This window comes from Ancylobacter sp. TS-1, assembly GCF_009223885.1.
GTDB lineage: Bacteria > Pseudomonadota > Alphaproteobacteria > Rhizobiales > Xanthobacteraceae > Ancylobacter.
The window spans coordinates 2,698,311-2,714,462 of record NZ_CP045144.1 but is presented as its reverse complement, the minus strand read 5'-3'; the positions used below and the strand labels follow the sequence as shown (position 1 = coordinate 2,714,462).

The window sequence follows — 16,152 nt, the reverse complement described above, 5'->3', positions numbered from 1 at the left end:
CGGGCCCTTCGCGATCCCCCGGCCATGATCCCGGTCACGCCGCGCCTCTGGCTCGACGAGGACGAGATCGCCGAGACCTTCGTGCGCGCTTCCGGTCCCGGCGGGCAGAACGTCAACAAGGTGTCGAGCGCGGTTCAGCTGCGCTTCGACGTGCGCGGCTCGAAGACGCTGCCCGATGCCGTCAAGGCCCGGCTGGAGCGCATCGCCGGCCGCCGGCTGACCAAGGAGGGCGTCATCGTGCTGGTGGCGCAGCGCTACCGCACGCAGGAGCAGAACCGCGCCGACGCGCTCGCCCGGCTGGTCGAGATGGTGCGCGAGGCATCGGTCGCGCCGGTCATCCGCCGGCCGACCCGCCCGACGCTCGGCTCCAAGCTGCGCCGGCTGGAAGGCAAGGCCAAGCGTTCCGGCGTCAAGGCGATGCGGCGCGACACGCCGGGCGGTGGCGGGGGCGAGGACTGACACACGTCATCCCGGCCGAGGCGAAGCCGCAGAGCCGGGATCGCGTACCGATTCCGGGACGACGATTCGGTTCCGAAACGATCCTTTCCAGCATGCGATCCCGGATCGGCCTGCGGCCGTCCGGGATGACGGTAGCCGCGAAGACGCGTTGCCTCGACGGTCCTTCAGAAATCCGTGGCGATGCCCTTCACTTCCCAGTCGCCGTAGCGCACCGGCTCGGGGCCGTCGCGGCCGTCGATCTCTGTCGGCCCGGCCACTGGCGCGGCGGCGGCGCGACGGGCGGCGGCCTCGGCCAGCGCCCGCTCGGCGGCGGGGGAAAGCGGCCGGCGCGGGGCGGGCGAATCAGCCTGCCCGGACGGGCCAGTGAGGCCAGTGAGGTGAAGTGTCGGTGCGGTGCGATCAGTCTGGCTCATGCTCCATTGGAACCACCGCGCGGCCTTGCCCGTCAAGGTCGCGCGCCGCCGGGCAGGAGGGCGACGTGCGGCGCGAGGTCTGGCGCGGCGAACTTGAAGCACCCGCACCCGCTTCCCATTTCGTAAGGTGACATCGGCCGCATCGGGCGGCCGCACGAGGGAACGATGAACTATTTCCGCACGGCCATCCTGCTGGCCGGCATGACCGCGCTGTTCATGGGCGTCGGCTTCCTGCTGGGTGGCCAGACCGGCATGATGATGGCCCTGCTCGTCGCCGCCGGCATGAACGTGTTCAGCTACTGGAATTCCGACCGTATGGTGCTGTCCATGTACGGCGCCCGCGAGGTCGACCGTGCCAGCGCGCCGGATTTCTACACCATGGTGGAGGCGCTGGCCGCGCGTGCCGAGCTTCCCATGCCGCGCGTCTACATCATCGAGAATCCCCAGCCCAACGCCTTCGCCACCGGCCGCAACCCTGAGAACGCGGCGGTGGCGGCGACCACCGGCCTGCTCAATTCGCTCTCGCGCGAGGAGGTGGCCGGCGTGATGGCGCACGAGCTGGCGCACATCAAGCATTACGACACGCTGACCATGACCATCACCGCGACGCTGGCGGGCGCCATCTCCATGCTGGCCAACTTCGCCATGTTCTTCGGCGGCGGGCGCAACAACAACAACCCGTTCGGCGTCGTCGGCACCATCGCCATGATGATCCTTGCCCCGCTGGCCGCCATGGTGGTGCAGATGGCGGTCTCGCGCTCGCGCGAATATGTCGCCGACCGCACCGGCGCGCAGATTTGCGGCCAGCCGCTCTGGCTCGCCTCCGCGCTGGCGAAGATCGCCAATGCGGCGCATGCCATCCCGAACATGCCGGCCGAGCACAACCCGGCGACGGCGCACATGTTCATCATCAATCCGCTGTCCGGCGAGCGGATGGACAGCCTGTTCTCCACCCATCCGGCGACCGAGAACCGCATCGCCGCGTTGCAGGCGCTGGCGCAGGAAATGGGCGTGACCGGCGCGGCGGCTTCCGCCGGTGCCTGGGGCGGTGCCGATCGCGGCCCGGCGGCGCGTCCTTCCAGCAATGTGTGGGGCCGCTCGGGCGCGGGTTCCGGCGCCTCGCGGCGCGGTCCCTGGGGCTGACGGGCGGCGGGCAGCGCCGCTCCCTGGATACCCCCGGCGCGGTCGCCTGCATGGCGGCGCTTGAAATGAAGGGCCTTCGCGGCTATCAGAGCCGCGCGTGCCGCTTTAGCTCAGTTGGTAGAGCATCGCATTCGTAATGCGGAGGTCGTCAGTTCGAGTCTGACAAGCGGCACCATCCGCCCTTTACGCGCCGGGAACCGGCTGCCGGGCGTTCATGCCATCGCGGGCGATACAGGCGCCTGCCGCTTCAGCTGCTCGATATTGTGGCGGGTCTGGCAGTACTGCAGGAAGAAATACTGTAGCTGCGCCCGCATTTCCGGGCGCCGGGCCGTCGTCTCGTGCAGGTAGCCGAGCAGAGCCGGCTCGTCGCGATCGCCCAGCCGCATCAATCCCCGGGCCAGCGCGTTCTCCACCGGACCGGCGAAGAATGGGCGCGGGCGTGGCTCCGGCCGCGTCGGCGAGTTCTCGACGAAGCGGCGGAGGCGGTCGAGGACGACCGCCGGGCGGTAGAGATGGAGCAGGAGCCGGCGGGCGCCGTCCTCCAGCGTCTCCCGGCTCATCTGCCGTGGCACGATGTTGGTGCGGAACATGTTGCCCGCCCCGATATAGTCGAGAGCGCCCTCCACCAGCCGGCCTTCCTTCTCCAGCCGCGCATAGAGCGGCGTCGCGTGCGGCGCGACCAGCAGGCTCGGCGTGATGAGCGGGACCGGCAGGCGCGCGGCGAAGTCGAGCTGGCGCTCGAAGATGCCCTCGTCGTCATTGTCGAAGCCCACCATCATGCCGCTCACCACCATGATGCCGGCATTGACGATCTTCGTGACCTCCTCGACGAGATCGACATGCAGGTTCTGGCGCTTCATCGTCTCCGCCAGGCTCGCCTCGTTGGGCGTCTCCACACCCACGAAGACCATGCGCAGCCCGGCGGCGGCGGCAAGGTCCAGCATGGGCCGGTCGCGGGCGATGTCGACCGAGAGCTGGCTCGAGAAGCGCACGCGCTCGCCGGGCCGGCGGTCGTTCCATTCGCGGATCGCCTCGAGCAGGGCGCGCGCCCGTCTGCGCATCACGGTGAGGTTGTCGTCGGCCAGCAGGATGTCGCGGAAGCCCGCCGCGTAGAGCATCTCCAGCTCCTCGACGACCTGCACCGGCTCCTTCCAGCGCTGCTTGCGGCCGAGATACTGGATGACGTCGCAGAACTCGCACTCGAAGGGGCAGCCGCGCGAGGTCTGCACCTGCGCCGCCAGCCCGCCGCGCAGCGGGTAGAGGTCCCAGCGCGGCGGCGGGCTGAGCGTCAGGTCGGGCCGCGTGCCGGTGTAGCTGGCGCGCCAGGTGCCGGCGGCGATGTCGTCGAACAGGCCGCCGGCGATCTCCTCGATCTCGCCCTCCACCACGATGTCGGCATGGGCGGCGAGATCGGACGGGTTGAGCGAGACATAGGGCCCGCCGGCCACAACCAGCTTGCCGCGCCGGCGGAACTCGCCCGCCAGTTCGATCATCCGGCTGCGCTGGGACACCTTGCCGGTGAGGCCGACGACGGCGGCCCTGTGGTCGAAATCGACCGGCTGGATGCGCTCGTCGCAGATCTCGACCTGCCAGCCCTCGGGCACCAGCGCCGCCACCGTCGGCGTGGTGAGATCGACGAGATTGGTGACGCCGCGCACCCCGGCCCAGGATTCGATGACGTCGAGGCCGTAATATCCGGCGGTCTGCTCGCGCGGGTTGATGAGGTAGAGCGTGCGCTGTAACTGCCGCTGCGCGGTCGTTTCCGGACCCGTCACGCATCTCACCATTGTTGTGAAGTGGACACACTTCCATAGAAAGCGTCGGGTGAGAAGACGCGCCATGCACGCATTACTTGTTCTGTGTGTCTCGTCGGCTTCTTCTACGGAAAGGGGTCGGGGGCTCGACAATGCAGGCGATGGACAAGAGCGGTGCGTCCTATGGCGTGCGCCGCGCCGAATTGCTGGCGACGGCCTCGCTGCTGGCGGTCTGCCTCCTTATGTCCGAGCCTGCGAGGGCGTCGGACCTGCCGGTGTCGGGCCCGCCGACCAAGGCGCCGCCCTTCGGCGAACCGCCGGTGGCCGCGCCGAGCTGGACCGCCAGCGCCTGGGGCGGCTACCTGTTCAACGACAGCCAGGATGTCTTCAGCGCCGACGAATCGACCAAGCTGGGCAACCTGTCCTCGCTCGAGCCGGGCGATGACGGCTATAATTTCGGCCTGTCGATCGGCCATGCCATCGACGAGAACTGGGACTGGAAGGCGAGCTTCAACGCCAGCGGCTTCGACGACGCGCAGTCCATCGGCGTCGACGGCTCGGTCGGGACGCTCGCCGAGACCAAGCTCGATTTCCAGTATGGCGACCTCGATGTCGGCTACCAGGTGCCCTTCGGCGATGGCAGCACGATGCGCCTGTTCGGCGGCGTCCGCATCCTCCACGCCAATACGAGCGTGGGCTACGGATTCGACGATGGCGGTTTCCAGGGCGCGCTGAGCAACACGGCGGATTTCTGGGCCTTCGGCCCGCGCCTCGGCCTCGAAGGAAAGCTCATGCTCGGCGCGAGCGCCTTCTCGCTGAACTATGCGGTATCCGGCTCGGTGCTGTTCTCCGACGCCGACCGCGACGTTTCCTATGCCAGCAACTGGTATGACGAGTTCGCCACCCGTGGCGATGCCGTCTCCGATCCGGTCTGGAATGCCGAGGGCTCGCTGGCCCTCGCCTATAATTTCAACTCCAGCGCCTCGCTCGCGCTCGGCTACCAGGTGCAGCAATGGTGGGGTCTGGCGCCTTCCGTGCGCTCGGCCGAGCCCGATGGCGACTTCACCCCCGGCAATTCGGACGTGCTCATCCACGGCCCGTTCCTCAAGCTGACCGTCACCTTCCCCTGAGGGCAGCGGACGCCGCTAGCCGGCGTTGAACACGGTGCTGCGGCGCTCGCCGCCGGCGCCGGCGGAATAGTCGCGCTTGAAGAAGACCTGCTGCCCGGCCTCGGCACGCCGGCAGCCACGGATCAGCCCGGTGACGACATCGCGGGTCTCGGCGCGCACCACGGTGAGCGCCACCGCGTCGTAGAGCGACTGCGGCACGGCGGTCAGCTCGGCCAGCTCACCCTTCACCCACGCGTCGCCGCTGGCGCGGTTGATGCGGATCCAGCCGGCATAGCCGACCAGCTTCTCGTCGCGAATGGCCGCGATATGGCACCCGCTCGCCAGCTGGTGCTTGATCGCGGCGGCGAGGAAGCCGGCCCGGTAGCCGTCGAACGGCGCCTCGCGGGTGAGAAAGTCGATGGCGAGGCCGAGGGCCTCGTAGCTGGATTTCAGGCGTCGGAAGGCCGTCGTCATCGCCGATCCCGGAGCGTCGCCGGAAAGGAGGCGCCGGCGGGTGCCAGCTTGGCGCCGGCGGCCGGCCGCGTCCACCACGGCAAGGAGGCGCGCCTCGCGAAAAAGGGCGCGGGCTCCACGCCCGCGCCCTCATCCATCGGGGCCGTCATCCGGCCCGGATCATCAACGCCAGACGTACCAGCAGCGGCGCACGCGGCGGCCCCAGCGGTCCCGGCGCCAGCCGCAGACGCGCCGGCGGCGCCGCCCGCGCGGGTGGCGCCAGTACTGCACGTTGTCGATCGGCGTGCCGTCGGGTGTCGTTGCGGCCGCAAGCTCGTTGCCCGTCGCGTCGGCGTCGGGTGCGGCGTCCATCTCCGGCGCCGCTTCCGGCGTCCGGGCCGGGGGCAGATCCCGGAGCTGGCCGAGCACGGTCGCCTCGGCCGGCGAGAGCATCAGGCCGGCGGCGGCACCCGCGCCGGCCAGGCCGGCGAGACCGAGCAGAAAACCACGTCTGTCCACTTCAACCTCCACTGTCGTCCCGCTCCCATGCGGAGCCGGGCCCGCCGTGGGTAATGCGCCACGGGCGGTATGGTTCGCCAACCGATGGCGATCTTCCCGCGCGAAGACGGCCAAGATGCGATGAGATTCGCACCTTACCCTGCGTCCCGACGCGTCCGCTCCGGCGTCATCATCGTGCAATTGCAAAGACTTGGCAAAATGGTAGTGCGACGGTGGCCATCGGCGCGCCGCAATTGCGCCGCCCTCGTCGCCGCTTGTCGGCATCTGCGGGCTGCGCGATAGTCGGGGCGTCGATTCACGCGAGGTCGGAAATGAGCCCCTTCGGCAGAATGAAGCCGCTCGGCAGAGCGGGTCTGGCTGGCATCCTGATGCGCGTGGCGCTCGCCCTCGCCATCGCCCTGCCGGTCCTTACGGCCGCGAGCCAGCCGGCCAGGGCCGGCAACTCCACCGGCGCCCTGATCGGCGGTCTGGTGGCGGGCGCGCTGGTCGGTTCGGCGGTCACCGCCGCGACCCAGCCCAAGACCTATTACTACGCCCCGCCGCCGCCCCCGCCGCCGGCCTATTACCCGCCGCCGCCTCCGCGCCCGGTCTATGGCCCGGGCTATTGCGGCGCGCCGCCTTATCCGCCCTGCCGCACGCCGGTCTACTGAGGGCCGCCGTGCCGTTCCCTCATCTCCGGTCAAGCGCCTGGACCGGCCTCTAGGACCCGCCCGATGCTGAAGACCACCGCCACCGCCTTCTGCCTGATGCTGGGCCTCGCGAGCGCGCAGGCGCAGGATGCCGGTCCCGCCGCCGCCAATCCTTCCGCGGCCATGCCCGAGCCGGCGCCGGCCGACGAGACGCTGCCGCCGCCGCTCGCCTGCACCTTCGACAAGGTGTTCGTCTGCGAGGCCAAGGGCTGCGCGCCCTCGGCCGAACTCGGCACCATCGACCTGCCGGCCAAGATCCTCATCCATTTCGGCGAGCAGATCATCGCCAGCACCGGCGACGACAAGCTGCCCCATATCAGCTCGATCCAGAGCGTGATCGGCGACGGCGACAGCTATGTGCTCGACGGCAACGACAACATGACCGCCTGGGCGATCCAGGTCTCGACCTCGAAGCCCGACGCCACGCTGATGACCGTGGCCGGCGGCAAGGCGCTGAGCGCCTTCGGCAGCTGCAAGCCGGCGTCCTGACAGGGGCGGGCCTGCGTGGCGGGGCCCCAGTCGCCTCGCCTCGTCTTGGCGGCGGCCGGCATTCGTTATAGACAGACTCACCGCGCGGGTGTGGCGGAACTGGTAGACGCAGCGGACTCAAAATCCGCCGTCCTCACGGATATGTCGGTTCGAGTCCGACCACCCGCACCATCTTTTCCCATCGATTCCGGCTTCCCACCGCCCGCCGGGGCGGCGAAGCGCCGTGCGCCGGCGACGCAGGCCACCACGCCGAGCGTCACGCCGAGCATGCCGGCGCTCACGCTCTCGCCCAGCAGCAGCGCGGCGATGCCGAGGCCGAGAAAGGGCTGCAGAAGCTGGAGCTGGCCGACGGCGGCAATGCCGCCCAGCGCCAGGCCCCGGTACCAGAACATGAAGCCGATCAGCATGCTGAACAGCGAGACATAGGCGAGGCCGATCCAGGCCGGCATGCCCACGGCGGCCAGCGGCGGCGTCGGCGCCAGAAGGGCGAGCGGCGCCATGACCGGCAGCGCGATCACCAGCGCCCAGCAGATGACCTGCCAGCCGCCGAGCCGGCGCGACAGTCGCCCGCCCTCGGCATAGCCCAGCCCGCAGACCACGATGGCGGCCAGCATCAGCAGGTCGCCGGCCGGGGAGGTAGCCAGTCCCTGCGTGGCGGCGTAGCCGACCACCGGCGCGCTGCCGAGCAGCGAGAACGCCCAGAACGCGGCGTGCGGGCGCTCGCTGCCGCGCAGCACGCCGAACAGGGCAGTCGAGAGCGGCAGCAGGCCGATGAACACCAGCGAATGCGCCGAGGTGACATATTGCAGGGCGAGGGCGGTCAGCAGCGGGAAGCCGACCACAACGCCGAAGCTGACCACCGCGAGCGGAACAAGGTCGGACCGCGCCGGGCGGTGCTGGCGCAGCACAGCGAGCAGCATCAGGCCGAGCAGCCCGGCGAGGGTGGCCCGCGCGCCGGTGAGAAACAGCGGCGAGAAGCCGGCGACGGCCGCGCGGGTTGCCGGCAGCGAGCCGGCGAAGATCGCCATTCCGATGAAGCCGCTGATCCAGCCGCTGGTCGATCTGTCCATCCGCCCGCTCCTGATTCCGGCCGCGTCCGCGCGGCGCGCGCCTTCCTCTCTCGCCGCAGGCGCCTCGACGCACCAGAGACAGTCCAGTACAATTCGTCCTGACTGTTATGGCCATATGAGCATTACGGATGGACGCTCCCGCACCTTCGCCGCTCACCCGCATCGAGGCCGTGATGGCGGCGATACGGGGGCGGATCGCCGCCCGCGCCCTGCTGCCCGGCGCGCGCCTGCCCTCGGTGCGGGCGCAGGCGAAGGTGATGGGCGTCTCGGTCTCCACCGTGGTCGAGGCCTATGAGCGCCTCGCGGCGGAAGGTGTCATCCGCTCCCGGCCCGGCGCGGGCTTCTATGTGGCCGGGCCGCCGGCGCCGCTGGCACTGGCGCAGATCGGCCCGCGGCTCGACCGCGAGATCGACCCGCTGTGGATCTCGCGCCAGTCGCTGGAAGCCGGCGGCGAGGTGCTGAAACCCGGCTGCGGCTGGCTGCCGGCGGACTGGATGTTCGAGGCCGGCCTGCGGCGGGGGCTGCGCGCGTTGGCGCGGGCGCCGGCCCCGGAACTCGCCGACTACGCCACCCCGCGCGGCCATGCCGGGCTGCGCGGCGTGCTCGCCCGGCGCATGGTCGGGCTCGGCGTCGAGGTCGCGCCGGAGCAGATCGTGCTCACCGATTCCGGCACGCAGGCCATCGACCTCGTCTGCCGTTTCCTGCTCGAGCCGGGCGACACGGTGCTGGTCGACGATCCCTGCTACTTCAATTTCCACGCGCTGCTGAAGGCGCACAGGGCGCGGGTCGTCGGCGTGCCCCACACGCCCACCGGCCCCGACCTCGACGCCTTCGCCGCCGCGCTGGAAGCCCACGCGCCCCGGCTCTACATCACCAATTCGGCGATCCACAACCCGACCGGGGCGACGCTGTCCCCGGCGGTGGCGCACCGCCTGCTCCAGCTTGCCGAGCGGGCGGCGCTGGTCATCGTCGAGGACGACATCTTCGCCGATTTCGAGACCGTGCCGGCGCCGCGCCTTGCCGCCTTTGACGGGCTCTCGCGCGTCATCCAGATCGGCAGCTTCTCCAAGACGCTGTCGGCCGCCGCGCGCTGCGGCTACATCGCCGCGCGGGCGGACTGGGTGGAGAGCCTCACCGACCTGAAGATTGCCACCGGCTTCGGCAGTGGGCGGCTCGACGCGGCGCTGGCGCATGCCGCGCTCACCGATGGCGGCTATCGCCGGCACATGGAGGGCGTTCGCCAGCGCCTTGCCGGCGCGAGGGAGGCGACGGCCGGGCGGCTACGCGCGCTCGGCGTCACGCCCTGGCTGGAGCCGAAGGCGGGCATGTTCCTGTGGTGCCGGCTGCCCGAGGGCATCGACGCGGCCGCGCTTGCCCGCGCGGCGCTGGTGGAGGGCGTGGTGCTGGCACCGGGCAACGCGTTCAGCCGCGCGGGAACCGCCGGCGGCTTCATGCGGTTCAACGTCGCCCAGTCGCTCGAGCCGAGGATATTCGACGTGCTCGCCCGCGCGCTCGACGGGCTGGCGGCGCGAGTGCCGCCAGCGTGATCTGGTCGTCAGGCGTCTGAGCGTGGCGCCTCGCGGAACAGCAGCCTGTTGCAGATCAGGATCACCAGCAGCGAGCCGACGCCGACCAGCGTGAAGATGGCGTTGACCGAGGGGGTGAAGCCGAAGCGCATCTGGTTCCACACCCAGATCGGCAGGGTCGGCGAGGTGCCGGACAGGAACAGCGTCACCATCACGTCGTCGGCCGAGAGGGTGAAGCCGAGCAGCGCGCCGCCGATCACCGCGCCCCGTATGGAGGGGAACATGACGTGGACGAAGCTCTGCCAGTGATTGGCGCCGGAATCCATGGAGGCTTCCAAGAGCGCCCCGTCGAGCCGGCGCAGCCGGGCGAGGATGATCATCAGGATCACCGGCATGACGAAGCTCGCCTGCCCGATCACCACCCGGCCGACGCCTGAGGGAATCTGCACGAGCTGGGTCGCCAGCACCATGACGATGCCGAGCACCACGCCGGGAATGGCGACCGGGATCGCCAGCGCGAACTCGAAGAAGCGCGCCCGCCGCACCCGGCCGTAATGCAGGGCGAAGGCGAAGCCGATCGCCGCGACGGTGGAGACGAGGACGACGCAGAAGCCGACGACGAGGCTGCGCCGCACCGCCTCCAGCATGGTCGCGTTGTCGGCGAGATCGGCATACCAGCGCAGTGTCGCGCCGCTCAGCGGAAAAGTCTGCACCGAGGAATCGTTGAACGACATCAGCACCATGATGGCGAGCGGGGCGTAAAGGAAGAGATAGGGCAGGGAGAACGCCACCGCCGCGCCGGCGCGCAGCAGCCGCTGGCCGGAGGTGAGCCTTTGCGGCGCGATCGGCGGGCGCGCGCCCTCGTCGCCCATCAGCACGCCCCGGGTCTGGCCGGCCCACATGACCAGCGCCAGCACGAGGCCGACGCTCACCATCAGGCACACCGCGATGGCCGAGCCATAGGGCCAGTTGTTGGCGATGCCGAACTGCGAGGCGATCACCATCCCGATCATGGTGCCGTCGATGCCGCCGACCATGGAGGGGGTGACGTAGTCGCCGACCGTCATCAGGAAGGCGAGCGAGAAGCCGATGGCGACGCTGGGCCGCGACAGCGGCCACACCACATGGCGGAAGGTCTGCCAGGACGAGGCGCCGCTGTCCTGCGAGGCCTCGATCAGCGCGTGCGGAATCTTCTCCAGCGCGGTGAAGATGGCGACGAAGCAGAACGGAATCGAGATGTAGGTATAGGCCAGCAACACCGAGAAGCCGGTGTAGAGAAAGGCTTCGCTCGGCTGGTCGAGCACGCCGCTGCCGACCAGCGCCGAATTGAGGATGCCGTTCTGGCCGAGGATCATGCGCCAGGCGAAGACGCGCATCAGCAGGCTGATCCAGAGCGGGATGATGACCAGCAGCACGAGGATGGAGCGGTTCTTCTGCACCACGCGGGCGGCGTAATAGGCCATCGGGTAGGCGATCAGGCAGCCGATGACGGCGGCGCCGAAGCTGGTGGCCAGCGTCTTGAAGAGCAGGAACTGGAAGCTGCCGGACTTCCACAGCCTGAGATAGCTGGCGAAGGACGGGTCGAAGACGATCAGCCCGTTCGAGGTGCGCAGGAAGCTGGTGCCGATCAGCAGCAGGTTCGGCACCAGCACCAGCGCGATGAACCAGGCATAGACCGGCCAGCCGAGGGGGCTGAAGGAGCGCAGGGAGGCGGGGCGGGCGGCGGACATCGGGATCTCGGAGGCGATGTCAGCCATGGAACACCGTCGCATTGCCGGCGTCGAACAGCACGCGCACCGGGCGGCCGGGCACATAGCCTTCGCCGCCGGCCGCCGGCACGGCGGCGATGATGTTGAGGCCGCCGCAGCGCACGTTCACCTCCAGCGCATTGCCGAGGAACAGCACGTCCTCGACGGTGCCGGGGACGCTGCAGGCGCCGTCGGCCGGATGGTCGTCGGCGGCGAGACGCACGCATTCGAAGCGGATCGCCATGCGGGCGGGTCCCGAGCGGGGGGCGACGACGCCCGGCAGCGGCTGGCCGTCGAGCAGGGCGGTGAGCGCCCCGCCCTGCGTCACGCAGTCGATCGGCAGCAGGTTGGAGCGGCCGACGAACTGGGCGACGAATTCCGAGGACGGGTCGAAATAGATCTCGCGCGGCGTGCCGAGCTGGGCGATGCGGCCATCGCTCATGACGGCGACGCGGTCGGACATGGACAGCGCCTCGCCCTGATCGTGGGTGACATAGACGAAGGCGATGCCAAGCTCGCGCTGGAGCGAGACCAGCATGTGCTGCATCTGCTGGCGCAGGCGCAGGTCGAGCGCGCCAAGCGGCTCGTCGAGCAGCAGGATGCGCGGCCGGCAGACGATGGCGCGCGCCAGCGCGATGCGCTGGCGCTGGCCGCCGGAGAGCTGGTGCGGCAGGCGGGCGGCGAAGTCGCCCATGCTCACCAGATCGAGGCACTCGCGCGCCTTGGCGAGGCGCTCGGCCTTGCGCGCCCCCGCCATGCGCAGCGGATAGGCGACGTTCTCGAGCACGCTCATATGCGGGAACAGCGCGTAGCTCTGGAACACCGTGCGCACGTCGCGGCGGAACGGCGGGACATGGGTGATGTCCTCGCCGTCCATGAGGATGCGGCCGATATCGGGCCGCTCGAATCCCGCGATCATGCGCAGCAGCGTCGTCTTGCCCGAGCCGCTCGGGCCGAGGATGGAGAAGAATTCGCCGGCTCCGACCGAGAAGGAAATCCGGTCGAGGGCCGGCCGGGCCGCTCCCGGATAGGTCTTGTCGACCCCCGCGACGGTGAGAATCGTCTGCGAAGCGTTCGCCATCACTCGTGCTCCGATATTCGCGTCAGCTGGGTCCGCCCGTCAGAGCGTGCCGGCCTTGAAGTCGTTCCAGATCTGCAGGCGGCGCTCGAAGTCCTCGGGCTTCTGCAGGATGACGAGCTTGTCCCAGAAGTCGCTGGCCTGCGAATCCGGAATGTTGGTGCGCTTGAGCGTTTTCTCGCTCACGCCGCCCGCCTTGGCCTCGGCGAGGTTGAGCACGCCGTTATTGGTCGAGGCCTCGATGAAGCGCGCCTGCCACTTGGTCGACAGGTTGTCGTTGATGAACTTGTAGACGATGTCGCGATTGCCCTTCTTGGAGACGCCGGTGCAGTCGATCCAGGTCGGGGTGCCTTCCTTCGGCAGCGAGTAGTCGAAGTTCTTGCCCTTGTCCTGCAGCGAGGTGACGACGGCGATGTTCTGGCAGTAGCCGATCACCGCGTCGCCGGCGGCGTAGATCGTCACCGCGTCGTCGAAGCCGCGCGCGATGGTGCGCACCTGCTTGCGCAACGCGCGCAGCGCGTTCTCGCACTTCTCGAAATCGGCATCGGTGAGGTTGAAGGGGTCCTTGGCGCCGACATAGAGCGCGATCATCGGGAAGACGATGGTGCAGTCGTCGAAGATGTTGACCTTGCCGCGGTACTTCTCGTCCCACAGCGCCGCCCAGCTGTCCGGCGACTTGATCAGGTCGGCATTGAACATCAGCGGCTGGGTACCCCAGTTATAGGGCACGCCGACGATCTCGCCGCCGACATTGGTGTACTTCTTCCAGTCCAGCTTGGAGGTGATGTTGGCGATGTTCGGCACCTTGGCGGTGTCGAAGGGCACGATCAGCCCGGCTTCCTTGAAGCGCGGCAGCGAGCCGGTCTCGATATACATGATGTCGGGATGCACGGCGCCGGAGAAGGGCTGCGAGAACAGCTCGTCGACCGAGCCGATGACCACCGGCTTCACCTCGACGCCATTGGCCTCGCCCCATTCCTTGCACCACGCCGGGTCGTGATAGGTCTCCCAGGTGAGCAGCACGATGGGCTCTTCGGCATAGGCGCGACGCAGGACGCCGGGGGCCGCCAGCGTGGCGGCCGCGAGGCCCATGCCTTTCATGATGCTGCGCCGCGAGGGCGCCGGAGTTCCGTTCTGGAAGGTCATTTTTATCCCCTGTGTTCGGACCTTTCTGGCCGTTCCCCGGTTCGGCAACTATCGTGCCAGACCAAGATATTCTTGTCTCCCAAGAAGATACCGGATCAGGCGGGGATGAATGATCCGGTAAATGAAATATTCCATACGATATTCGGCACTATAAAGATGTCGCACAAGGAGAAGATCGTGTCCTCATCAATGAGACATGTTCGCGTCTACGGGACGGGATGAGACGGGTTGCGCCGGGGTCGCAACGTTGCATCAATGAGCCATGGGCTGTCGCAGATGCGCGACATGCGCGGCGAGGGTGCGCCAAGCGCGCGCGTACACGCGCGCCAAAGCCGCATGCCCCAAGCCGGGCGGCCGGGCGGCGCCGGGCCCGGCCTCAGTGGACGATCTGGTAGCGCTGGAGCTTGCGGTAGAGCGTGGCGCGGCTGAGCTGGAGCGCCGCTGCGGCGGCCTTCACATTGCCGCCGCAGCGCGCCAGCGTGGCGGTGATGGCGTCGCGCTCGGCGGTGGCGATGGCCTGCCGTGCGCTCGCCGAATCAGCGGGGGCGACGGAATTCGCCTCGGAGCCTGCCCCCGCCATGGCCGGCACGGCGGCCGGCGGCATGGTGCCGGCGGGGGGAGCGGCGGCGGAACAGGCCGTGGAAGCCGCGCGCGCGCCGCTGCGCAGGGCGATGTCGCGCGCGGTCACCACAGGGCCTTCGCACACATGCAGCGCGCGGTTCAGCACGTGGCGCAGCTCGCGCACATTGCCCGGCCAGTCGTGCTGCATCAGCAGCGCCATGGCATCGGGCGCGATCTCCAGCCGGCGGCCCTCGGCGAGCCGGGCGAACACCGCCTCGATCAGCTCGCGCCGGTCGGTGCGCTCGCGCAGCGCCGGTATGTCGATGACCGCGCCGGCGAGGCGGTAGAACAGGTCCTGCCGGAACAGGCCCTGCGCGATGCGCGTCTCCAGATCCTGATTGGTGGCGGCGACGACCTGCACGTCGATGCGGCGGGGCCGGCCAGAGCCGAGCGGCGTCACCTCGCCGGATTCGAGCACATGCAGCAGGCGGGTCTGCTGGCTGATCGGCATGTCGCCGATCTCGTCGAGGAACAGCGTGCCGCCATCGGCCTCGACCAGCCGGCCCGGACTGCCCTCGCGCCGGGCGCCGGTGAAGGCGCCGCTGCCATAGCCGAACAACTCGCTGTCGATCAGCGTGTCCGGCACCGAGGCGCAGTTGAAGGCGACGAAGGGGCTGCCACGGCGCGGGCTCTCCTCGTGCACGGCGCGGGCGAAGGCGTCCTTGCCGACGCCGGTCTCGCCAAGCAGCAGGATCGGCAGCGAGCCGCCGAGCACGCGGCGCACGAAGCGGACATTGGCGACCATGCGCGGGTCGCTGCCGGCGCAGTCGTCAAGCGAGAGGCCATGCAGCGCAAGGCGCGGGGCGGCGGAGGCGGGCGTCGCCCGCGCCCGCGCCGGCGGTTCGACGCTGGCGCCGGCATGGCGGCTGGCGGTGGCCGGCCCTTCCAGCGGGGCCGAGAGGGTGACGCTGAGGGCGTCGCCGCCCTTCTGCAGATGTAGCGTCAGCTCGGCGCCGGCGAGCCGGGCGAGGTCGATCAGCCGGTGGTCACGCTCGAACACCGCCCACAGGCTGCGCACGCGGGCGAGCTGGAGCCGGTCGCGCAGCAATTCGCGGGCGGCGCGGTTGAGGCCGACGAGCTGGAAATCCTCGTCGACGGCGATCAGCCCATGATCGACCGGCCCGATGGCGAATTTGAGGATGTAGTTGCGCCGGAACGCCTGGCGGAACATGCGCTCGCCGATGCGGTCGGCAAGGCCGGTGGTCAGGCCCAGCACGACCTTGAGCGTCTCGCGCTGAAGCTCGGGATTGCGGATCGAGATGTTGATGGCGCCGACCAGCTCGGCGTCCGGGCTGAACAGCGGCGCGCTGGCGCAGGAGAGCGCGGAGAACTCGTAGAAGAAATGGTCGTTGGTGTAGACGCCGACCGGCTTGCGCTCGACGAGGCAGGTGCCGATGGCGTTGGTGCCGGCCGACTGCTCGGCCCAGGCGGTGCCGGCGCGCTCGACCTCGCTGTAGAATTCGGGATTGTAGTTGGCCCGCTCGGTGATGATGTAGCCGTCGATATTGCCGAGGCTGATCGAGAAGCCGGACAGCGAGACGGCACCGAACATGGCGTCGATCTCCGGCCGGGCGAACTGGATCAGCTCGTCATTGGCCTGGCGCTGGAGCTTGAGTTCGGCATCGCTCACCGCCTCGATGCGGAACTTGGCGGCGGGGTCGAAACGGTAGCCTTCCATGCAGCGGCGCCAGGAGGCGGCCATGGTGTCGGCGGCACGCGGCGCCCGGCTTTCGCCGGGGGCGAGGGCCAGCTGGTTCGCGCTCGAGACGATCCGCGAGACGTGACTGCGAAGATCCAGCATCGCGGGCTCCAGTTCCGTCCCCCCGCTCAAATTCTGCGCAGCACAAACTTTAATCGTCAACCCGAATTCCCTCCCGCCCGGCGCGAAGGCGCCCTGGGCGCATGATGGGTCCGCTTATGAAAACGGGCCGGCAA

Annotated in this window: 14 protein-coding genes, 2 tRNA genes and 1 pseudogene; 8 read left to right on the top strand and 9 right to left on the bottom strand. The window is 69.4% G+C overall.

The window, feature by feature from the left end:
• Positions 1–24 precede the first annotated feature (24 nt).
• The gene (gene arfB, locus GBB76_RS12745; protein ID WP_152303646.1) at positions 25–459 is read left to right on the top strand and encodes an alternative ribosome rescue aminoacyl-tRNA hydrolase ArfB; all 435 of its coding nucleotides are present in this window, start codon (positions 25–27) and stop codon (positions 457–459) included.
• A 164-nt stretch (positions 460–623) separates the two neighbouring features.
• Here the strand turns inward: arfB and GBB76_RS12740 are convergent, their stop codons facing one another.
• Complete coding sequence (locus GBB76_RS12740; RefSeq protein ID WP_152303645.1) at positions 624–872, bottom strand: DUF1674 domain-containing protein; 249 nt, start codon at positions 870–872, stop codon at positions 624–626.
• Positions 873–1,037: 165 nt separating this feature from the next.
• Here GBB76_RS12740 and htpX point away from each other — a divergent pair, with 165 nt between their 5' ends.
• On the top strand, positions 1,038–2,015 hold the full coding sequence (htpX, locus tag GBB76_RS12735) for a zinc metalloprotease HtpX (protein ID WP_152303644.1): 978 nt from the start codon (positions 1,038–1,040) through the stop codon (positions 2,013–2,015).
• A 99-nt stretch (positions 2,016–2,114) separates the two neighbouring features.
• Positions 2,115–2,190, top strand: a tRNA-Thr gene (locus tag GBB76_RS12730).
• Positions 2,191–2,227: 37 nt separating this feature from the next.
• Here the strand turns inward: GBB76_RS12730 and GBB76_RS12725 are convergent.
• Positions 2,228–3,790 (bottom strand): radical SAM protein, encoded by a 1,563-nt coding sequence (locus GBB76_RS12725; RefSeq protein ID WP_162375586.1) that lies wholly within the window; start codon positions 3,788–3,790, stop codon positions 2,228–2,230.
• Between the two features lie 140 nt (positions 3,791–3,930).
• Here GBB76_RS12725 and GBB76_RS12720 point away from each other — a divergent pair, with 140 nt between their 5' ends.
• Entirely contained in the window at positions 3,931–4,899 is a 969-nt protein-coding gene (locus GBB76_RS12720) for an Lpg1974 family pore-forming outer membrane protein (RefSeq protein ID WP_152303642.1), read from the top strand.
• 15 nt (positions 4,900–4,914) lie between these two features.
• Here the strand turns inward: GBB76_RS12720 and GBB76_RS12715 are convergent, their stop codons facing one another.
• Together GBB76_RS12715 and GBB76_RS12710 are read right to left on the bottom strand one after the other, a co-directional pair.
• Positions 4,915–5,352, bottom strand: a complete 438-nt coding sequence (locus GBB76_RS12715) for a hypothetical protein (protein ID WP_152303641.1) — start codon at positions 5,350–5,352, stop codon at positions 4,915–4,917.
• Positions 5,353–5,514: 162 nt separating this feature from the next.
• Positions 5,515–5,850 carry a hypothetical protein gene (locus GBB76_RS12710; RefSeq protein WP_152303640.1) on the bottom strand — a complete coding sequence of 112 codons (336 nt, stop codon included), beginning with the start codon at positions 5,848–5,850 and terminating at the stop codon, positions 5,515–5,517.
• Positions 5,851–6,161: 311 nt separating this feature from the next.
• On the opposite strand from GBB76_RS12710, the gene GBB76_RS12705 reads away from it, so the two are divergent.
• The 3 genes from GBB76_RS12705 to GBB76_RS12695 all read left to right on the top strand — a co-directional run bounded on the left by GBB76_RS12705 (position 6,162) and on the right by GBB76_RS12695 (position 7,199).
• Positions 6,162–6,500 carry a hypothetical protein gene (locus GBB76_RS12705; protein ID WP_246668910.1) on the top strand — a complete coding sequence of 113 codons (339 nt, stop codon included), beginning with the start codon at positions 6,162–6,164 and terminating at the stop codon, positions 6,498–6,500.
• 63 nt (positions 6,501–6,563) lie between these two features.
• Positions 6,564–7,028 carry a hypothetical protein gene (locus GBB76_RS12700; RefSeq protein WP_152303639.1) on the top strand — a complete coding sequence of 155 codons (465 nt, stop codon included), beginning with the start codon at positions 6,564–6,566 and terminating at the stop codon, positions 7,026–7,028.
• Positions 7,029–7,112: 84 nt separating this feature from the next.
• Positions 7,113–7,199 (top strand) — tRNA-Leu (locus GBB76_RS12695).
• A gap of 41 nt (positions 7,200–7,240) precedes the next feature.
• On the opposite strand, the pseudogene GBB76_RS12690 reads toward GBB76_RS12695, so the two are convergent.
• A pseudogene (locus GBB76_RS12690) lies at positions 7,241–8,098 on the bottom strand (DMT family transporter); the annotation flags it as partial.
• Between the two features lie 128 nt (positions 8,099–8,226).
• Between GBB76_RS12690 and GBB76_RS12685 the strand changes: the two are divergent.
• On the top strand, positions 8,227–9,645 hold the full coding sequence (locus tag GBB76_RS12685) for a PLP-dependent aminotransferase family protein (protein WP_202911098.1): 1,419 nt from the start codon (positions 8,227–8,229) through the stop codon (positions 9,643–9,645).
• Between the two features lie 8 nt (positions 9,646–9,653).
• On the opposite strand, the gene GBB76_RS12680 is transcribed toward GBB76_RS12685, so the two are convergent.
• From GBB76_RS12680 to GBB76_RS12665, 4 genes are all read right to left on the bottom strand, one after another.
• Complete coding sequence (locus GBB76_RS12680; protein WP_152303638.1) at positions 9,654–11,381, bottom strand: ABC transporter permease subunit; 1,728 nt, start codon at positions 11,379–11,381, stop codon at positions 9,654–9,656.
• A complete protein-coding gene (locus tag GBB76_RS12675; protein WP_152303637.1) occupies positions 11,374–12,453 on the bottom strand; it encodes an ABC transporter ATP-binding protein in 1,080 nt (359 codons plus the stop codon). The genes GBB76_RS12680 and GBB76_RS12675 overlap by 8 nt, the downstream gene beginning before the upstream one ends.
• Positions 12,454–12,492: 39 nt before the next feature.
• Positions 12,493–13,596 carry an ABC transporter substrate-binding protein gene (locus GBB76_RS12670; protein ID WP_152303636.1) on the bottom strand — a complete coding sequence of 368 codons (1,104 nt, stop codon included), beginning with the start codon at positions 13,594–13,596 and terminating at the stop codon, positions 12,493–12,495.
• A gap of 376 nt (positions 13,597–13,972) precedes the next feature.
• Positions 13,973–16,018: a sigma-54-dependent Fis family transcriptional regulator gene (locus tag GBB76_RS12665; RefSeq protein WP_152303635.1), complete on the bottom strand. Its 2,046-nt coding sequence runs from the start codon at positions 16,016–16,018 to the stop codon at positions 13,973–13,975.
• Between the last annotated feature and the right edge of the window lie 134 nt (positions 16,019–16,152).